This window comes from Pseudomonas sp. Au-Pse12 (assembly GCF_021341665.1).
Lineage (GTDB): Bacteria > Pseudomonadota > Gammaproteobacteria > Pseudomonadales > Pseudomonadaceae > Aquipseudomonas.
On record NZ_JAJTTH010000003.1, the window covers coordinates 652,852 to 669,605 of the forward strand.

Genomic DNA, 16,754 nt, shown 5'->3' on the forward strand with positions numbered 1-16,754 from the left:
ACGTTCGTCCCATGAATTCACGGCCATCAGCCCCGGCCATGATCGCCCCTCAGTTGAAGGCAGGCGCATTCGCCTTTATCACCCCAGCACTTTGCATTAGGAAATGTTTCAGGCTGAAGGCCCACGGATGGGCCGGGCCAGGACAGCCGGCCCAGCAGTCAGAAAACGACCATGGGGCTGCTGGCAACGCCCCGCTCGATTGCCAAGCCGCGCCAGGGCAGTGTACAAATGCCCGGCTGCTGTTTGGAAACTGGTCGCAAAAGTGCCAGCGCATTCGCGTCCTGGCCTCTCATGCCCCTGATCGCCGTAGCACTACTATTGGTAAGACGCGACATTTAATTATAAGATCGCGCCTTCCCCTATTTCGTCGCCCCGTGCGGCTTTCGCCGCAGGTCCAGCCCGTTGTTCGACAAAACAAGGCTTTGAGAATCTGCGGTCTGTTGCAAAAAGGTAGTTAATGATGAGCGCAAGGCACTTTCTCTCCCTGATGGATTGCACGCCCGAAGAGCTGGTCAGTGTGATTCGTCGAGGCATCGAGCTGAAGGACCTGCGTAACCGCGGCGTACTCTTCGAGCCTTTGAAAAATCGTGTGCTTGGCATGATTTTCGAGAAGTCGTCGACCCGAACCCGACTGTCTTTCGAAGCCGGCATGATCCAGCTGGGCGGCCAGGCCATCTTCCTTTCGCCACGAGACACCCAACTGGGACGCGGCGAGCCCATCGGCGACTGCGCCATCGTCATGTCGCGCATGCTTGACGCGGTGATGATCCGTACCTTTGCCCACAGCACCCTGACCGAGTTTGCGGCCAATTCCCGCGTACCGGTGATCAATGGCCTGTCCGATGACCTGCACCCGTGCCAACTGCTGGCCGACATGCAAACCTTCCTTGAGCATCGCGGCTCGATCCAGGGCAAGACCGTGGCCTGGATCGGCGACGGCAACAACATGTGCAACAGCTATATAGAAGCGGCCATCCAGTTCGACTTCCAGCTGCGCATCGCCTGCCCCGAGGGCTACGAGCCCAACGCAGAATTTGTCGCCAAGGCCGGCGATCGCGTGACCATCGTCCGCGACCCTCGCGAAGCCGTGGCCGGTGCCCATTTGGTGAGCACCGATGTCTGGACCTCCATGGGCCAGGAAGAGGAAACCGCCAAGCGCCTGCAACTGTTCGCGCCGTTCCAGGTCAGCCGCGCGTTGCTTGACCTCGCGGCCGAGGACGTACTCTTCATGCATTGCCTGCCTGCCCACCGCGGCGAAGAAATTAGCCTCGACCTGCTGGACGATCCACGCTCGGTAGCTTGGGACCAGGCGGAAAACCGCCTCCATGCACAGAAGGCCCTGCTCGAGTTCCTCGTCGAGCCGGCGTACCACCACGCATGAGCCAGCCATTACTGCTGAACCTGCGTAATCTCGCCTGCGGCTACCAGGACCAACGTGTGGTGCAGAACCTCAACCTGCACCTCAACGCCGGGGACATCGGCTGCCTGCTGGGCTCATCCGGCTGCGGCAAGACCACCACCCTGCGCGCCATCGCCGGTTTCGAGCCGGTGCATGAAGGGGAAATCCATCTGGCCGGCGAGACCATTTCCAGCGCCGGCTTCACGCTGGCGCCAGAGAAGCGCCGGATCGGCATGGTGTTCCAGGACTACGCACTGTTCCCGCACCTGAGCGTGGCCGACAACATTGCCTTCGGTATCCGCAAGCATCCGCAGAAAGAGCGGGTGGTGGCCGAGCTGCTGGAACTGGTCAACCTGAAGAGCCTTGGCCAGCGTTTCCCCCACGAACTCTCCGGCGGCCAGCAACAGCGAGTGGCCCTGGCCCGCGCCCTGGCTCCCGAGCCACAACTGCTGCTGCTTGACGAACCGTTCTCCAACCTCGACGGCGAACTGCGACGCAAGCTCAGCCACGAGGTGCGCGACATCCTCAAGGCCCGAGGCACCAGCGCGATCCTGGTGACCCACGATCAGGAAGAAGCCTTTGCCGTGAGCGATCAGGTCGGGGTATTCAAGGAAGGTCGCCTGGAACAGTGGGACACCCCCTACAACCTCTATCACGAACCGCAAACCCCCTTCGTCGCCAGCTTCATTGGCCAGGGCTACTTCATTCGCGGCCAGCTGAACACGCCGGAATCGGTGCAGACCGAACTGGGTGTGCTCCAGGGCAACCGGGCCTATACCTGGCCGACAGGCGGCGCGGTGGACGTGCTGCTGCGCCCGGACGACATCGTCCACGCGCCGGACAGCGACTTGAAAGCCCGGGTCGTCGGCAAAACCTTCCTCGGCGCCTCGACCCTGTATCGCCTGCAACTGCCAACCGGTAGCCAGCTGGAGTCGATCTTCCCGAGCCACGCCGACCATCAGGTGGGTGCCGATGTGGGCATCCGGGTCGCGGCAGAACACCTGGTGCTGTTCCAGGCTTCGGGCAGCACCGCAGCGCAGATCCCGCACAGCGATTCAGGAGTGCGCCGCTACAGCAGCACACATTGAGCCGCCTTCGCCAGCAAGCCAGCTCCCACAGGAGCCGGCTTGCCGGCGAGTCACACCGTCGTCATCACAGATGCAAATGCCCACTGGCAATCAGCCGGGCATGCCCGCCAATCTTCACCCGCTCGCCTTGCAGCCGACAGAACAGCGCGCCACCTCGAGCGGAGCACTGATAAGCGCTCAATTGCGCCTTGTCCAGTTGCCGTGCCCAGTAAGGCGTCAGGCAGCAATGAGTGGAGCCGGTCACCGGGTCCTCGTCGATACCAATCGCCGGTGCAAAATACCGCGAGACAAAGTCGTGCTCACGGCCGCGCGCCGTGACGATCAGCCCGGGCCAGGGCAACTTCGCCAACGCCACCATGTCCGGCTGGCACTCGCGCACCGCCTGCTCGGACTCCAGCACGGCCAATAGTTCGTTGGCCCCCAACAGTTCGACGACCTTGACCCCCAGCAGCCGCTCCACCGCCTCCACCCCGACTTGAGGACGGGGGCTGCGCAGAGGGAAATCCAGCCACAACAGGCCCTCCTCACGCGTGACGCTCAACGGCCCAGATTGGCTGAGAAAGTCGATGCGCTGCGCCGCCTCCCCGTAAATTTCGAACAACACATGCGCGCTGGCCAAAGTGGCGTGCCCGCACAATGGCACTTCAGTTGCCGGGGTGAACCAGCGAATTCGCCAGCCCTGAGCCTCGCGCACGACAAAAGCGCTCTCCGCCAGATTGTGCTCGGCGGCAATCTGCTGCATCAACCGGTCATCGAGCCAGGACTCCAGCCGGTAAACCATGGCCGGATTGCCCCCGAACGGCCGCTCGCTGAAAGCGTCGATCTGATGAAACTCAAGCTGCATAAGCCTTCTCCTTGAACCGTCGGCCGCCAGCATGGGCCCTGAACGCCCGCGAGCGACAGACACAGAAGAAGGGATTTTCCTGCATACAGCGGCGGCCTTTTCCGCCGCCGATACAACTCAAGCCCGACCGATATCGGCGAACTTGGCCTGGGTGTGCTCGGCCAGCACCGCCGGCGCCAGCTCGACTTCCAGGCCGCGGCGCCCGGCGCTGACAAAGATGCTGGAGTAGGGCTGCGCGCTGTTGTCGATAAAGGTCCGCAGGCGCTTCTTCTGCCCCAGCGGGCTGATGCCTCCCAGCAGATACCCGGTGGCGCGCTGAGCAGCAGCCGGGTCAGCCATTTCGGCCTTCTTCACCCCCGCGGCATGGGCCAGGGCCTTGAGGTCAAGACTTCCGACGACCGGCACCACCGCCACCAGCAATTCGCCCTTTTCACTGCTGGCGAGCAATGTCTTGAACACCTGGGCCGGGTCAAGATCGAGCTTCTCCGCCGCCTCCAGGCCGTAAGAGGCCGCCTTGGGATCATGTTCGTAACTGTGGATGCGATGTTCGGCGCGAACTTTTTTCAGCAAGTCCAGTGCAGGGGTCATGGCAGCTCCAGGCGAGGAATGAAAAGGCAAAACAAAGCGCCGGAATTTTAGGCCATTCATCAGCAAAAGGCTCTATTCCAAGCCTTGATAACGGCCCCGCGCGAGCGCTGAAGCCAGCACACCTGTCATTCCCGACACCAGGCTCCGGAATCATTCATTTGATTGATATCTATAAAATGACTGCTCGTTCACTTTCGACCTTTGACAGCGGTGTTTCTTGTCTATATTTTTTCGTTTCTGAATATCATGCGGTAGATCCAAGGTTGTACCCAGCAGCAAGACGAGGCCGGAATGGGGATTCCGTCTTCGTTGGAAGTCGCGCTCCGTGCCTTTTGCAGCAGCGCCAGACAACAACAAAAATCGAGGTTCACATGACAACTGCTCTGCAACAACCGTCGCTATCGGGTCAATGCATCGCCGAGTTTCTGGGTACTGCACTGTTGATCTTCTTCGGCACCGGCTGCGTCGCCGCGCTCAAGGTCGCGGGGGCCAGCTTTGGCCTGTGGGAAATCAGCATCATCTGGGGGGTGGGCGTCAGCATGGCGATCTACCTGACCGCCGGAGTTTCCGGCGCGCACCTGAACCCGGCCGTGAGCATCGCCCTGTGCCTGTTCGCCGATTTTGAAAAACGCAAACTGCCGTTCTACATGCTCTCCCAGGTCGCTGGCGCCTTCTGCGCCGCCCTGTTGGTTTACACGCTGTACAGCAACCTTTTCTTCGATTTCGAACAAGCCCACCAAATGATTCGCGGCTCCCAGGCCAGCCTGGAACTGGCCTCGGTGTTCTCCACCTTCCCCAATCCGGCCCTGTCCACGGCTCAGGCGTTCCTGGTGGAAGTGGTGATCACCGCGATCCTCATGGGCGTGATCATGGCCCTGACCGATGACAACAATGGCCTGCCCCGCGGCGCGATGGCACCGTTGCTGATCGGCCTGCTGATTGCCGTGATCGGCAGCGCCATGGGCCCACTGACCGGCTTCGCGATGAACCCGGCGCGGGACTTCGGGCCTAAACTGATGACGTTCGTCACCGGCTGGGGTGAAATCTCCCTCACCGGCGGCCGTGATATTCCGTATTTCCTGGTGCCCATCTTCGCTCCGATCCTGGGTGCCTGCCTCGGTGCAGCGGCCTACCGCGGACTGATTGCGCGCCACCTGCCCAACGCGGCGGTAGCCCCGCAGGCCCAACAGGCCGCCGATGGCAAAGTCAAAGCTTCCTGAATCCAGCGGCGCGTGATCCTGCCCAAATCGATCGCGCGCCAGTTCTCTCTCCCTTATTTCGTCCAAGGCAATCGACATGACCGACATTCAGAATAAGAACTACATCATTGCCCTCGATCAGGGTACGACCAGTTCCCGCGCGATCATTTTCGACCGCGACGCCAACGTGGTCTGCACCGCCCAGCGCGAGTTCGCCCAGCACTACCCACAAGCCGGCTGGGTCGAACATGACCCGATGGAAATCTTCGCCACCCAGAGCGCGGTGATGGTCGAGGCCCTGGCGCAAGCCGGCCTGCATCATGACCAGGTGGCCGCCATCGGCATCACCAACCAGCGTGAAACCACCGTGGTCTGGGACAAGACCACCGGCCGCCCGATCTACAACGCGATCGTCTGGCAGTGCCGCCGCAGCACCGAAATCTGCCAGCAGCTCAAGCGCGACGGCCACGAAGACTACATTCGCGAAACCACCGGCCTGGTCACCGACCCCTACTTCTCCGGCACCAAGCTCAAGTGGATCCTCGATAACGTCGAAGGCAGCCGCGAACGCGCCCGTAGCGGCGAGTTGCTGTTCGGCACCATCGACAGCTGGCTGATCTGGAAATTCACCGGCGGCAAGACCCACGTCACCGACTACACCAACGCCTCGCGAACCATGCTCTTCAACATCCACACCCTGGAGTGGGACGCGAAGATGCTGGAAGTCCTGGATATCCCACGGGAAATGCTCCCCGAAGTGAAATCCTCGTCAGAAATCTACGGCCGCACCAAGAGCGGTATCGCCATCGGCGGCATCGCCGGCGACCAGCAAGCGGCGCTGTTCGGCCAGATGTGCGTCGAGCCGGGCCAGGCCAAGAACACCTACGGCACCGGTTGCTTCCTGCTGATGAACACCGGCGACAAGGCGGTGAAATCCCAGCACGGCATGCTCACCACCATCGCCTGCGGCCCGCGCGGCGAAGTGGCCTACGCCCTGGAAGGTGCGGTATTCAACGGTGGCTCCACCGTGCAGTGGCTGCGTGATGAACTGAAGATCATCAACGACGCCCACGACACCGAATACTTCGCCAACAAGGTCAAGGACAGCAACGGCGTGTACCTGGTGCCAGCTTTCACCGGCCTCGGCGCCCCCTACTGGGACCCCTACGCCCGTGGCGCGCTGTTCGGCCTGACCCGTGGCGTACGCGTGGATCACATCATCCGCGCCGCCCTGGAATCCATCGCCTACCAGACCCGCGACGTGCTCGACGCCATGCAGCAGGATTCCGGTGAACGCCTCAAAGCCCTGCGCGTGGACGGCGGCGCCGTGGCCAACAACTTCCTCATGCAGTTCCAGGCCGACATCCTCGGCACTCAGGTGGAGCGCCCGCAAATGCGCGAAACCACAGCCCTGGGCGCCGCTTACCTGGCCGGCCTGGCGTGCGGTTTCTGGGGCAGCCTGGAAGAACTGCGAGGCAAGGCGGTGATCGAGCGCGAGTTCGAACCCCAGCTGGCCGAAGCGGAAAAAGAAGGCCTGTACGCAGGCTGGAAGAAGGCCGTCAGCCGCACCCGCGACTGGGAACCGCACGACGAGGCCAAATAAGCCAAGCCGTGGATAGGTAACCGCTTGTAACTGGTCGGGAGGGGATTCCTGCGGCATCATGGGCAAATTTTGCACGGCAGCCCAAAGGAAGCCCCATGAATCTGCCTCCCCGTCAGCAGCAAATCCTCGACCTGGTCCGCGAACGCGGCTACGTCAGCATCGAGGAATTGGCCCAGCTGTTCGTTGTGACCCCGCAAACCATCCGCCGCGATATCAACCAGCTGGCGGAAGCCAATCTGCTGCGCCGCTACCACGGCGGCGCGGCCTATGACTCCAGCGTAGAAAACACCGCCTACGCCATGCGCGCCGACCAGATGCGCGATGAAAAGCAGCGCATCGGTGAAGCCGTTGCCGCGCAGATCCCCGATCACGCCTCGCTGTTCATCAATATCGGTACCACCACCGAATCCATTGCCCGCGCCCTGCTCAACCACAACCATCTGAAGATCATCACCAACAACCTGCACGTGGCCTCGATGCTCAGTGCCAAGGATGATTTCGACGTGCTGCTCACCGGCGGCAATGTGCGCCGTGACGGTGGAGTGGTGGGCCAGGCCAGTGTCGACTTCATCAACCAGTTCAAGGTGGACTTTGCCCTGGTGGGTATCAGCGGCATCGACGAGGACGGCAGCCTGCTGGACTTCGACTATCAGGAAGTGCGGGTTTCCCAGGCGATCATCGCCAATGCCCGGCAGGTGATCCTGGCCGCCGACTCCAGCAAGTTCGGGCGCAACGCCATGATCCGCCTGGGGCCCATCAGCCTGATCGATTGCCTGGTCACCGACCAGCAACCAGTCCCGGCGCTGACCCAACTGCTCAACCAGCACAAGATCCGCCTCGAAGTGGTCTGAGCCCTCTTCCCTCCGCCAAGACGAAGCAGGCCGCATTCGAACACCGGCCCACGGCCGGCTCGATAGCGCCCTCGCGCACCTGCTTCGTACCGCCAGCACCTCCAGGCGCGCGGCAACCGCTGCATCAATCGCCTGACAATGTTCGAAAACCATCTTCCGAAGCTGTTTCGATCAGTTTTTTCAATCGAAGTGCGCTGGATGCGTGGGTCTTTATGCGCTAGTATTTTCGAAAATGAACATTAATGTTCGAATTCAAATATCAAAGCAACACGAGGCCTGTCGATGCCCACTTCTACCTTGCCCGCGCGCCCTCTTGCCGAGGTTTACGATATCGCCGTCATCGGCGGTGGGATCAATGGTGTTGGAATTGCCGCGGATGCGGCAGGTCGCGGCCTGTCCGTGTTCCTTTGCGAAAAGGACGACCTGGCCAGCCACACCTCGTCGGCCAGCAGCAAGCTGATCCACGGCGGCCTGCGCTACCTCGAACATTACGAATTCCGCCTGGTGCGCGAGGCCCTGGCCGAACGTGAAGTGCTGCTGGCCAAGGCGCCGCATATCGTCAAGCCCATGCGCTTTGTCCTGCCGCACCGGCCACACCTGCGTCCGGCCTGGATGATTCGCGCCGGCCTGTTCCTTTATGACCACCTGGGCAAGCGGGAAAAACTCGCCGGCTCGCGCAGCCTGAAGTTCGGTGCCGACAGCGTGCTGAAGGCCGAGATCACCAAGGGCTTCGAATACTCCGATTGCTGGGTCGACGATGCGCGCCTGGTGGTGCTCAACGCCATGGCCGCCCGGGAACAGGGTGCCCACGTGCACACCCAGACCCGCTGCATCAGCGCCCGCCGCAGCAAAGGCCTGTGGCAACTGGAGCTGGAACGCGCCGACGGCAGCCTGTTCTCCATCACCGCCAAGGCCCTGGTGAACGCGGCCGGCCCCTGGGTCGCCAAGTTCATCAAGGACGACCTGAAACTGGAGTCGCCGTACGGCATCCGCCTGATCCAGGGCAGCCACCTGATCGTGCCCAAGCTGTACGAAGGCGAGCACGCGCACATCCTGCAGAACGAAGACCAGCGCATCGTCTTCACCATTCCCTACCTCAACCAGTTCACCCTGATCGGCACCACCGACCGGGAATACACCGGCGACCCGGCCAAGGTGGCGATCACCGAAGGCGAAACCGATTACCTCTTGCAGGTGGTCAACGCGCACTTCAAGAAACAACTGAGCCGCAGCGACATCCTGCACAGCTATTCCGGTGTTCGCCCACTGTGCAACGACGAATCCGACAACCCTTCGGCCGTTACTCGCGACTACACCCTGGCCCTTTCCGGCACAGGCGAGGAAGCACCGCTGCTCTCGGTGTTCGGCGGCAAGCTGACCACCTATCGCAAGCTGGCGGAATCGGCCATGGCGCAGCTGGCCCCCTACTTCAAGCAGGCCAAGCCGAGCTGGACCGCCCAGGCCACCCTGCCCGGCGGCGAGAACATGAGTACGCCACAGGCCCTGGCAGAAGCCATCCGCAAGAAGTTCGACTGGGTACCCAGCCAGATCGCCCAGCGCTGGGCCACCACCTACGGCAGCCGCACCTGGCGCCTGCTGGAGGGCGTGCACAGCCTCAACGACCTCGGCGAACACCTGGGTGCCGGCCTCTATACCCGCGAAGTGGATTACCTGTGCAGTGAAGAATGGGCGATCAAGGCCCAGGACATTCTCTGGCGCCGGAGCAAGCTCGGGTTGTTCACCACCGAGGCGCAACAGCAGCACTTGCAGGATTATCTGCAGCAGGTCGAGCTCAATCGCGGCAAGATCAAGGCCGCCTGAGCCACACAGGCAAACACAAGCCCCTGCGCCGAAAGGCCCGGGGGCTTTTTTGTGGGCCCGGGATTGAACGTTTCGCCGGCAAGCCGGTTCCTACAAGAGCGGGCCGCGTTCGGTTTTCCGAATGGCGAAGCACACAAGATTCGGTTAACCGGATAAAACACTGCAAAACACCGCCTCATAAATATTTAATAGCCTTTGAAATCAAGGCTTTGATCATGATCAAGTGGCCTGGCACGACTCATGCTCTACACTGTGCGACGAATGCCTGTCGTGCCAACACACCAGGAGCCGTCAAGGCATTCGCTGTATAAAAGAGCCGTCGAACTGGCTTCATAAAAAAAACAAATGTCGAGGAAATATTGATGCGCATCGTTCCCCATCTGTTGGGCGCAGCTATCGCTGCCGCTCTGATTAGCACTCCAGTTTTCGCTGCCGAGCTCACCGGCACACTGAAGAAAATCAAAGAGTCCGGCACCATCACCCTCGGACATCGCGACGCTTCCATCCCGTTTTCCTACATCGCTGACGCTTCCGGCGTGCCAGTGGGCTACTCCCACGACATCCAGCTGAAAATCGTCGAAGCGATCAAGAAAGACCTCGACATGCCCGACCTCAAGGTCAAGTACAACCTGGTCACCTCCCAGACCCGTATCCCACTGGTGCAGAACGGCACCGTGGACGTCGAGTGCGGCTCCACCACCAACAACGTGGAACGCCAGCAACAGGTCGACTTCTCGGTCGGCATCTTCGAAATCGGTACCCGTCTGCTGTCCAAAAAGGACTCGACCTACAAGGATTTCGCTGACCTGAAAGGCAAGAACGTGGTGACCACCGCCGGCACCACCTCCGAGCGCATCCTCAAGGCGATGAACGCCGACAAGCAGATGGGCATGAACGTGATCTCCGCCAAGGACCACGGTGAGTCGTTCCAGATGCTGGAATCGGGCCGCGCCGTTGCCTTCATGATGGACGACGCTCTGCTGGCCGGTGAAATGGCCAAGGCCAAGAAGCCGACCGACTGGGCCGTGACCGGTACCCCTCAGTCGTACGAAATCTACGGCTGCATGGTGCGCAAGGGCGATGCCCCGTTCAAGAAAGCCGTGGATGACGCCATCGTCGCCACCTATAAGTCGGGCGAAATCAACAAGATCTACGACAAGTGGTTCCAATCGCCGATCCCGCCAAAAGGCCTGAACCTGATGTTCCCGATGAGCGACGAGCTCAAGGCCCTGATCGCCAACCCGACCGACAAAGCGGCTGACGACAAAAAGTCCTGATTCCTGACTAACCTTATCTCCTGAAGGGGCGCCGCCCTTTCAGGAGCCTGTCACTACCTGCTGGCATTTTTTGGAAACACTCGAACCGGTGGTTGTCGAGCCGATCGCGTGTGCCTGATCGTCATGATCAGGCGGGAACGGACGTCCCCAGGCGGGTGCTTGTACATCGAACGATCTGAGGGGTAACCCTAATGAATTACAACTGGGACTGGGGCGTGTTCTTCAAGTCCACCGGCGTGGGCAGCGAGACCTATCTCGACTGGTTCATCACCGGCCTGGGCTGGACCATCGCCATCGCCGTGGTGGCCTGGATCATCGCGCTGCTGCTGGGCTCGATCCTCGGCGTCATGCGCACCGTGCCGAACCGTCTGGTGTCGGGCATCGCCACCGTCTACGTGGAGATCTTCCGTAACGTGCCGCTGCTGGTGCAGCTGTTCATCTGGTACTTCCTGGTGCCGGACCTGCTGCCGGAAAACCTCCAGGAGTGGTACAAGCAGGACCTCAACCCGACCACCTCGGCCTACCTGAGCGTCGTCGTGTGCCTGGGCCTGTTCACCGCCGCGCGGGTCTGCGAACAGGTACGTACCGGCATCCAGGCCCTGCCCCGCGGCCAGGAATCCGCCGCGCGCGCCATGGGCTTCTCGCTGCCGCAGATCTACTGGAACGTGCTGCTGCCCCAGGCCTACCGGATCATCATTCCACCGCTCACCTCGGAATTTCTCAACGTCTTCAAGAACTCCTCCGTGGCATCCCTGATCGGCCTCATGGAGTTGCTGGCCCAGACCAAGCAGACCGCCGAGTTCTCGGCCAACCTGTTCGAGGCCTTCACCCTGGCTACCCTGATCTACTTCACCCTGAACATGAGCCTGATGCTGCTGATGCGCCTGGTGGAGAAGAAAGTGTCGGTCCCCGGCCTGATCTCCGTGGGAGGTAAATAATGGAATTCGACTTCTCGGGCATCATCCCGGCCATTCCCGGCCTGTGGAACGGCATGTTGATGACCCTCAAGCTGATGGTCATGGGCGTGGTCGGCGGGATCATCCTCGGCACCTTGCTGGCCTTGATGCGCTTGTCCCACAACAAGCTGCTGTCGAACCTGGCCGGCGCCTACGTCAACTACTTCCGCTCGATCCCGCTGCTGCTGGTGATCACCTGGTTCTACCTGGCGGTGCCTTTCGTGCTGCGCTGGATCACTGGCGAAGACACCCCGATCGGCGCGTTCACCTCGTGCATCGTGGCCTTCATGATGTTCGAAGCGGCGTACTTCTGCGAAATCGTCCGTGCCGGCGTGCAGTCCATTCCCAAGGGCCAGATGGGCGCAGCCCAGGCACTGGGCATGAGCTACGGCCAGACCATGCGCCTGATCATCCTGCCCCAGGCGTTTCGCAAGATGACCCCGCTGCTGCTGCAGCAGAGCATCATCCTGTTCCAGGACACCTCCCTGGTGTACACCGTGGGCCTGGTGGACTTCCTCAACGCCTCGCGTTCCAGCGGCGACATCATCGGCCGCTCCAATGAATTCCTGATCATCGCTGGTCTGGTCTATTTCACAATCAGCTTTGCCGCCTCGCTGCTGGTCAAGCGTCTGCAAAAAAGGTTCGCCGTATGATCTCTATCAAGAACATCAACAAGTGGTATGGGGACTTCCAGGTGCTGACCGATTGCAGCACCGAGGTCAAGAAAGGTGAAGTGGTGGTGGTCTGCGGGCCATCCGGCTCCGGCAAGTCGACCCTGATCAAGTGCGTCAACGCCCTGGAACCCTTCCAGAAAGGCGACATCGTGGTCGACGGCACCTCCATCGCCGACCCCAAGACCAACCTGCCGAAACTGCGCTCCCGCGTGGGCATGGTGTTCCAGCATTTCGAGCTGTTCCCGCACCTGACCATCACCGAGAACCTGACCATCGCGCAGATCAAGGTGCTGGGCCGCAGCAAGGAAGAAGCCACCAAGAAAGGCCTGCAACTGCTGGACCGCGTCGGCCTCGCCGCCCATGCCCACAAGCACCCGGGCCAGCTGTCCGGCGGCCAGCAACAGCGCGTGGCCATCGCCCGCGCCCTGGCCATGGACCCGATCGTCATGCTGTTCGATGAACCGACCTCGGCCCTGGACCCGGAAATGGTCAACGAGGTGCTGGACGTCATGGTGCAACTGGCCCAGGAAGGCATGACCATGATGTGCGTGACCCACGAAATGGGCTTTGCCCGCAAAGTGGCGAACCGGGTGATCTTCATGGACAAGGGCCAGATCATCGAGGACTGCCAGAAAGAAGAGTTCTTCGGCGATATCAGCGCCCGCTCCGAACGTGCCCAGCACTTCCTCGAGAAGATCCTGCAGCACTAAACCTGTGCTTCTGTAGGAGCCGGCTGGCCGGCGAAGGGGACGCACCTGGCTCCCCTATCGCCAGGGTCGCCCTCTTCGCCGGCCGGCCGGCTCCTATGGACACCGCACAGTGGTTGACCCAAGGCATCTGTGATGAAATGCGACCCCACTCTCTATCGCGCCGCGCCGCCATCACTTGCCGTGAAACCCCGTCTGATCCGCCATCTGTTCCTGCCGCCCCTGGTCATCCTGCTGATGATCGGCCTGGGTTACGTCGGCTTCTGGATCAGCGAACACAACGGTATCCGCACCCTCAGTGAAAATGGCCAGCGCCAACTGGAGCTGCATGCCCGCGCCGTAGAAAGTGAAATCAGCAAGTACACCTATCTGCCGAGCCTGCTGGAGCTGGAATCCAGTGTCTCCGAGCTGCTGGCCGATCCCTCGCCGGAACACCGGCAAACCGTCAATCAATACCTCGAAGGCCTGAACCGCCGCAGCCGCAGCCGCGCCATCTATGTCATGGACACCACCGGCCGCGTGCTGGCCACCAGCAACTGGCGCGACGTCGACAGTTACCTCGGCGAAGACCTGTCGTTCCGGGCCTATTACCAGAATGCCGTGCGCGGCCAGCCGGGCCGCTTCTACGGCATCGGCAGCACCAATGGCGAACCCGGCTACTACTTGGCCCATGGCCTGGAGGAGCAAGGCAAGATCATCGGCGTGGCGGTGGTCAAGGTACGCCTGGAAGCCCTGGAAGAGCGCTGGCAACGGGCTCGCCTGGAGGCTTTCGTCAGCGATGAGAACGGCATCATCATCCTCTCCAGCGACCCGGCGCGCCGCCTCAAGTCGGTTCGCCCGCTGAGCGACGACACCAAGGAGCGCCTGGCCCGCAGCCTGCAGTACTACTGGTTCCCTCTCAACGAACTGGAGCCCCTGGCTCGAGAGCGCCTGGCCGAAGGCGTGGAGAAGCTGACCTTCCCCGCCAACACCGAACTGGTGTCCGACGAGCAGGCCATCAGCTACCTGTCACAGACCCGGCCCCTGAGCGACACGCCGTGGAATTTCACCCTGCTCACGCCCTTGCAGGACCTGCGCCGCGAAGCCATCAACCAGGGCATCCTGGTGGCCGTGGCCTTTGCCCTGGTGGCCTTTTTGCTGATCGCCTGGAATGAACGGCGCAAGGTCATCGCCACCCGCCTGGCCGCCCGTGAAGCCCTGCAGGAAGCCAACAGCCAGTTGGAACGACGGATCACCGAACGCACCGCCGATCTGCGGGCCAGCAACGAGCGGCTCAAGGGTCAGATCCGCGAGCGCCGCCAGGCCGAGGAAACCCTGCGCCGGGCCCAGGATGAACTGGTCCAGGCCGGCAAGCTGGCGGCCATCGGCCAGATGTCCACCAGCATCGCCCACGAGTTGAACCAGCCGCTGGCGGCGCTGCGCACCTTGTCCGGCAACACCGTGCGCTTCCTCGAACGCGGCGCCCTGGACACCGCCAGCGCCAACCTCAAGACCATCAACGAACTGATCGACCGCATGGGCCGCATCACCGCCAGCCTGCGCTCCTTCGCCCGCCGCGGCGACGACCAGGGCCAGGCCAGCCTGGACAAGGCGGTGGACGCGGCCCTGCAGATCCTCAACGCGCGCATCGAACCCCTGCCCCTGCAACTGCACCGCGACTTTATCGAACAGACCCTGCAGATCGACCAGACCCGCCTGGAGCAGATCCTGGTCAACCTGATCGGCAACGCCCTGGACGCCATGCAGGCGCAACCGGCGCCGCAATTGTGGCTGGAGGGCGAGTTCAGCGACGGCAAGTACCGCCTGCGGGTCCGCGACAACGGCCACGGCATCGATGCCGAAGCGCGCAAGCACCTGTTCGAACCCTTCTTCACCACCAAACCCGGCGAGCAGGGCCTGGGCCTCGGCCTGACCCTGTCCGCCAGCCTCGCCGCCGCCACCGGCGGCAGCCTGGGGGTGGAACACCCGGCAAGCGGCGGCACCGCCTTTGTCCTCAGCTTGCCCCTGGCAAGCCCCACTCAAGCCGAGCCGATATGAACAACGAGCTGACCGTGCTGATCGTCGAAGACGACCCCCATGTCCTGCTGGGTTGCCAACAGGCCCTGGCCCTGGAAGACATTCCCTGCATCGGCGTGGGTAGCGCCGAAGAAGCCCTGGCCCAGGTCGGTGAAAACTTTCCCGGCATCGTGGTCAGTGACATCCGCCTGCCAGGCATCGACGGCCTGGAACTGCTGAACCGCCTCAAGGCCCTCGACCGCAGCCTGCCGGTGGTGCTGATCACCGGCCACGGCGACATTTCCATGGCCGTCGGCGCCATGCAGAAAGGCGCCTACGACTTCATGGAGAAACCCTTCTCCCCCGAGCGCCTGGTGGACGTGGCCCGCCGTGCCCTGGAACAACGGGGCCTGGCCCGCGAAGTGACCTCGCTGCGCCGGCAGCTGGCCGAGCGCAATTCCCTGGAAGGACGGATCATCGGTCGCTCGCCGGCCATGCAGAACCTGCGGGAGTTGATCGCCAACGTCGCCGATACGTCGGCCAACGTGCTGATCGAAGGCGAGACCGGCACCGGCAAGGAACTGGTCGCCCGCTGCCTGCACGACTTCAGCCGGCGCCACCAGCAGCAGTTCGTTGCCCTGAACTGCGGCGGCCTGCCGGAAAACCTCTTCGAGAGCGAAATCTTCGGCCACGAGGCCAACGCCTTCACCGGCGCCGGCAAGCGGCGCATCGGCAAGATCGAACACGCCCATCAGGGCACGCTGTTCCTCGACGAAGTGGAAAGCATGCCGATCAACCTGCAGATCAAACTCTTGCGAGTGCTGCAGGAGCGCACCCTGGAACGCCTGGGTTCGAACCAGAGCGTGGCCGTCGACTGCCGGGTGATTGCCGCCACCAAGTCGGACCTGGACGAAATGAGCCGGGCCAAGGCGTTTCGCAGCGACCTGTACTACCGCCTCAACGTGGTGACCCTGGAACTGCCGCCCTTGCGCGAACGCCGCGAAGACATCCTGCAGTTGTTCGAACACTTCCTGCAGCAATCGTCCCTGCGCTTTGACCGCGTGGCACCGGAGTTGGACAACCAGACCCTGTCGACCCTCATGAGCCACGACTGGCCGGGCAATGTGCGCGAACTGCGCAACGTCGCCGAACGTTTCGCACTCGGCTTGCCGGCGTTCAAGAAAACCGGCGGCAGCGCGGCCCAGGGGCTGGGGTTTGCCGAGGCCGTGGAAGCCTTCGAACGCAACCTGTTGAACGATGCCTTGCAGCGCAGCGGCGGCAACCTGACCCAGGCCAGCCAGGAGCTGGGCATGGCCAAGACCACGCTGTTCGACAAGGTCAAGAAGTACGGCCTTAGCCACTAACCCAAGGCGCAATCAACCATGGATCTCGTATTGAAGGCCGCCCTGGGCGCGGCGGTGGTGGTGATTCTGGCGGCCCTGGCCAAGACCCGGAACTACTACATCGCCGGGCTGGTGCCGCTGTTCCCGACCTTTGCCCTGATCGCCCACTACATCGTCGGCAAGGGCCGTTCGCTCGACGACCTGAAGACCACCATCCTGTTCGGCATGTGGTCGATCATTCCCTACTTCGTCTACCTGGCGACCCTCTATGTGATGGTCGACCGCCTGCGCCTGGAAGCCTCCCTGGCGGTGGCCGCCGTGGCCTGGCTGATAGCCGCGACGATCCTGGTCAGCGTCTGGGTGCGCCTCCACGCCTGAGGCCCTGCCCTTTCTGTAGGAGCGAGCTTGC

15 protein-coding genes are annotated in these 16,754 nt (G+C 62.2%); 13 read left to right on the top strand and 2 right to left on the bottom strand.

Features of this window, described 5'->3' with window-relative positions; genetic code table 11:
• Window positions 1-460: 460 nt before the first annotated feature.
• Together argF and LXM55_RS11450 are read left to right on the top strand one after the other, a co-directional pair.
• Window positions 461-1,381, top strand: coding sequence for an ornithine carbamoyltransferase (argF, locus tag LXM55_RS11445; protein WP_233320459.1), 921 nt, complete (start codon window positions 461-463; stop codon window positions 1,379-1,381).
• Complete coding sequence (locus LXM55_RS11450) at window positions 1,378-2,487, top strand: ABC transporter ATP-binding protein (protein ID WP_233320460.1); 1,110 nt, start codon at window positions 1,378-1,380, stop codon at window positions 2,485-2,487. Before argF ends, LXM55_RS11450 begins: the two co-directional genes overlap by 4 nt.
• A gap of 64 nt (window positions 2,488-2,551) precedes the next feature.
• Here the strand turns inward: LXM55_RS11450 and LXM55_RS11455 are convergent, their stop codons facing one another.
• The gene (locus LXM55_RS11455) at window positions 2,552-3,331 is read right to left on the bottom strand and encodes a PhzF family phenazine biosynthesis protein (RefSeq protein ID WP_233320461.1); all 780 of its coding nucleotides are present in this window, start codon (window positions 3,329-3,331) and stop codon (window positions 2,552-2,554) included.
• Between the two features lie 117 nt (window positions 3,332-3,448).
• Window positions 3,449-3,919: a Cys-tRNA(Pro) deacylase gene (gene ybaK / locus LXM55_RS11460; protein ID WP_233320462.1), complete on the bottom strand. Its 471-nt coding sequence runs from the start codon at window positions 3,917-3,919 to the stop codon at window positions 3,449-3,451.
• A gap of 371 nt (window positions 3,920-4,290) precedes the next feature.
• On the opposite strand from ybaK, the gene LXM55_RS11465 reads away from it, so the two are divergent.
• From LXM55_RS11465 to LXM55_RS11515, 11 genes are all read left to right on the top strand, one after another.
• Complete coding sequence (locus LXM55_RS11465) at window positions 4,291-5,139, top strand: MIP/aquaporin family protein (protein ID WP_233320463.1); 849 nt, start codon at window positions 4,291-4,293, stop codon at window positions 5,137-5,139.
• Window positions 5,140-5,215: 76 nt separating this feature from the next.
• Window positions 5,216-6,721, top strand: coding sequence for a glycerol kinase GlpK (gene glpK, locus LXM55_RS11470; RefSeq protein ID WP_233320464.1), 1,506 nt, complete (start codon window positions 5,216-5,218; stop codon window positions 6,719-6,721).
• Window positions 6,722-6,816: 95 nt separating this feature from the next.
• Complete coding sequence (locus LXM55_RS11475) at window positions 6,817-7,572, top strand: DeoR/GlpR family transcriptional regulator (RefSeq protein WP_233320465.1); 756 nt, start codon at window positions 6,817-6,819, stop codon at window positions 7,570-7,572.
• Between the two features lie 282 nt (window positions 7,573-7,854).
• A complete protein-coding gene (gene glpD, locus LXM55_RS11480) occupies window positions 7,855-9,393 on the top strand; it encodes a glycerol-3-phosphate dehydrogenase (protein WP_233320466.1) in 1,539 nt (512 codons plus the stop codon).
• 362 nt (window positions 9,394-9,755) lie between these two features.
• The gene (locus tag LXM55_RS11485) at window positions 9,756-10,670 is read left to right on the top strand and encodes a glutamate/aspartate ABC transporter substrate-binding protein (RefSeq protein ID WP_060840809.1); all 915 of its coding nucleotides are present in this window, start codon (window positions 9,756-9,758) and stop codon (window positions 10,668-10,670) included.
• Window positions 10,671-10,861: 191 nt separating this feature from the next.
• A complete protein-coding gene (locus LXM55_RS11490; RefSeq protein WP_233320467.1) occupies window positions 10,862-11,608 on the top strand; it encodes an amino acid ABC transporter permease in 747 nt (248 codons plus the stop codon).
• Window positions 11,608-12,279, top strand: coding sequence for an amino acid ABC transporter permease (locus LXM55_RS11495; protein WP_011063127.1), 672 nt, complete (start codon window positions 11,608-11,610; stop codon window positions 12,277-12,279). Before LXM55_RS11490 ends, LXM55_RS11495 begins: the two co-directional genes overlap by 1 nt.
• Entirely contained in the window at window positions 12,276-13,010 is a 735-nt protein-coding gene (locus LXM55_RS11500) for an amino acid ABC transporter ATP-binding protein (protein ID WP_016964662.1), read from the top strand. Before LXM55_RS11495 ends, LXM55_RS11500 begins: the two co-directional genes overlap by 4 nt.
• A 132-nt stretch (window positions 13,011-13,142) precedes the next feature.
• The gene (locus LXM55_RS11505; protein ID WP_233320468.1) at window positions 13,143-15,044 is read left to right on the top strand and encodes a sensor histidine kinase; all 1,902 of its coding nucleotides are present in this window, start codon (window positions 13,143-13,145) and stop codon (window positions 15,042-15,044) included.
• Entirely contained in the window at window positions 15,041-16,366 is a 1,326-nt protein-coding gene (locus tag LXM55_RS11510; RefSeq protein WP_267924268.1) for a sigma-54-dependent transcriptional regulator, read from the top strand. Before LXM55_RS11505 ends, LXM55_RS11510 begins: the two co-directional genes overlap by 4 nt.
• A gap of 18 nt (window positions 16,367-16,384) precedes the next feature.
• The gene (locus LXM55_RS11515; protein WP_233320469.1) at window positions 16,385-16,723 is read left to right on the top strand and encodes a GlpM family protein; all 339 of its coding nucleotides are present in this window, start codon (window positions 16,385-16,387) and stop codon (window positions 16,721-16,723) included.
• Window positions 16,724-16,754 lie beyond the last annotated feature (31 nt).

Excerpts from the sequence above, each read along its gene's own strand:
- argF (WP_233320459.1), top strand. The coding sequence starts at position 461 with ATGAGCGCAAGGCACTTTCTCTCCCTGATGGATTGCACGCCCGAAGAG.
- LXM55_RS11450 (WP_233320460.1), top strand. The coding sequence starts at position 1,378 with ATGAGCCAGCCATTACTGCTGAACCTGCGTAATCTCGCCTGCGGCTAC.
- LXM55_RS11455 (WP_233320461.1), bottom strand. The coding sequence starts at position 3,331 with ATGCAGCTTGAGTTTCATCAGATCGACGCTTTCAGCGAGCGGCCGTTC.
- ybaK (WP_233320462.1), bottom strand. The coding sequence starts at position 3,919 with ATGACCCCTGCACTGGACTTGCTGAAAAAAGTTCGCGCCGAACATCGC.
- LXM55_RS11465 (WP_233320463.1), top strand. The coding sequence starts at position 4,291 with ATGACAACTGCTCTGCAACAACCGTCGCTATCGGGTCAATGCATCGCC.
- glpK (WP_233320464.1), top strand. The coding sequence starts at position 5,216 with ATGACCGACATTCAGAATAAGAACTACATCATTGCCCTCGATCAGGGT.
- LXM55_RS11475 (WP_233320465.1), top strand. The coding sequence starts at position 6,817 with ATGAATCTGCCTCCCCGTCAGCAGCAAATCCTCGACCTGGTCCGCGAA.
- glpD (WP_233320466.1), top strand. The coding sequence starts at position 7,855 with ATGCCCACTTCTACCTTGCCCGCGCGCCCTCTTGCCGAGGTTTACGAT.
- LXM55_RS11485 (WP_060840809.1), top strand. The coding sequence starts at position 9,756 with ATGCGCATCGTTCCCCATCTGTTGGGCGCAGCTATCGCTGCCGCTCTG.
- LXM55_RS11490 (WP_233320467.1), top strand. The coding sequence starts at position 10,862 with ATGAATTACAACTGGGACTGGGGCGTGTTCTTCAAGTCCACCGGCGTG.
- LXM55_RS11495 (WP_011063127.1), top strand. The coding sequence starts at position 11,608 with ATGGAATTCGACTTCTCGGGCATCATCCCGGCCATTCCCGGCCTGTGG.
- LXM55_RS11500 (WP_016964662.1), top strand. The coding sequence starts at position 12,276 with ATGATCTCTATCAAGAACATCAACAAGTGGTATGGGGACTTCCAGGTG.
- LXM55_RS11505 (WP_233320468.1), top strand. The coding sequence starts at position 13,143 with ATGAAATGCGACCCCACTCTCTATCGCGCCGCGCCGCCATCACTTGCC.
- LXM55_RS11510 (WP_267924268.1), top strand. The coding sequence starts at position 15,041 with ATGAACAACGAGCTGACCGTGCTGATCGTCGAAGACGACCCCCATGTC.
- LXM55_RS11515 (WP_233320469.1), top strand. The coding sequence starts at position 16,385 with ATGGATCTCGTATTGAAGGCCGCCCTGGGCGCGGCGGTGGTGGTGATT.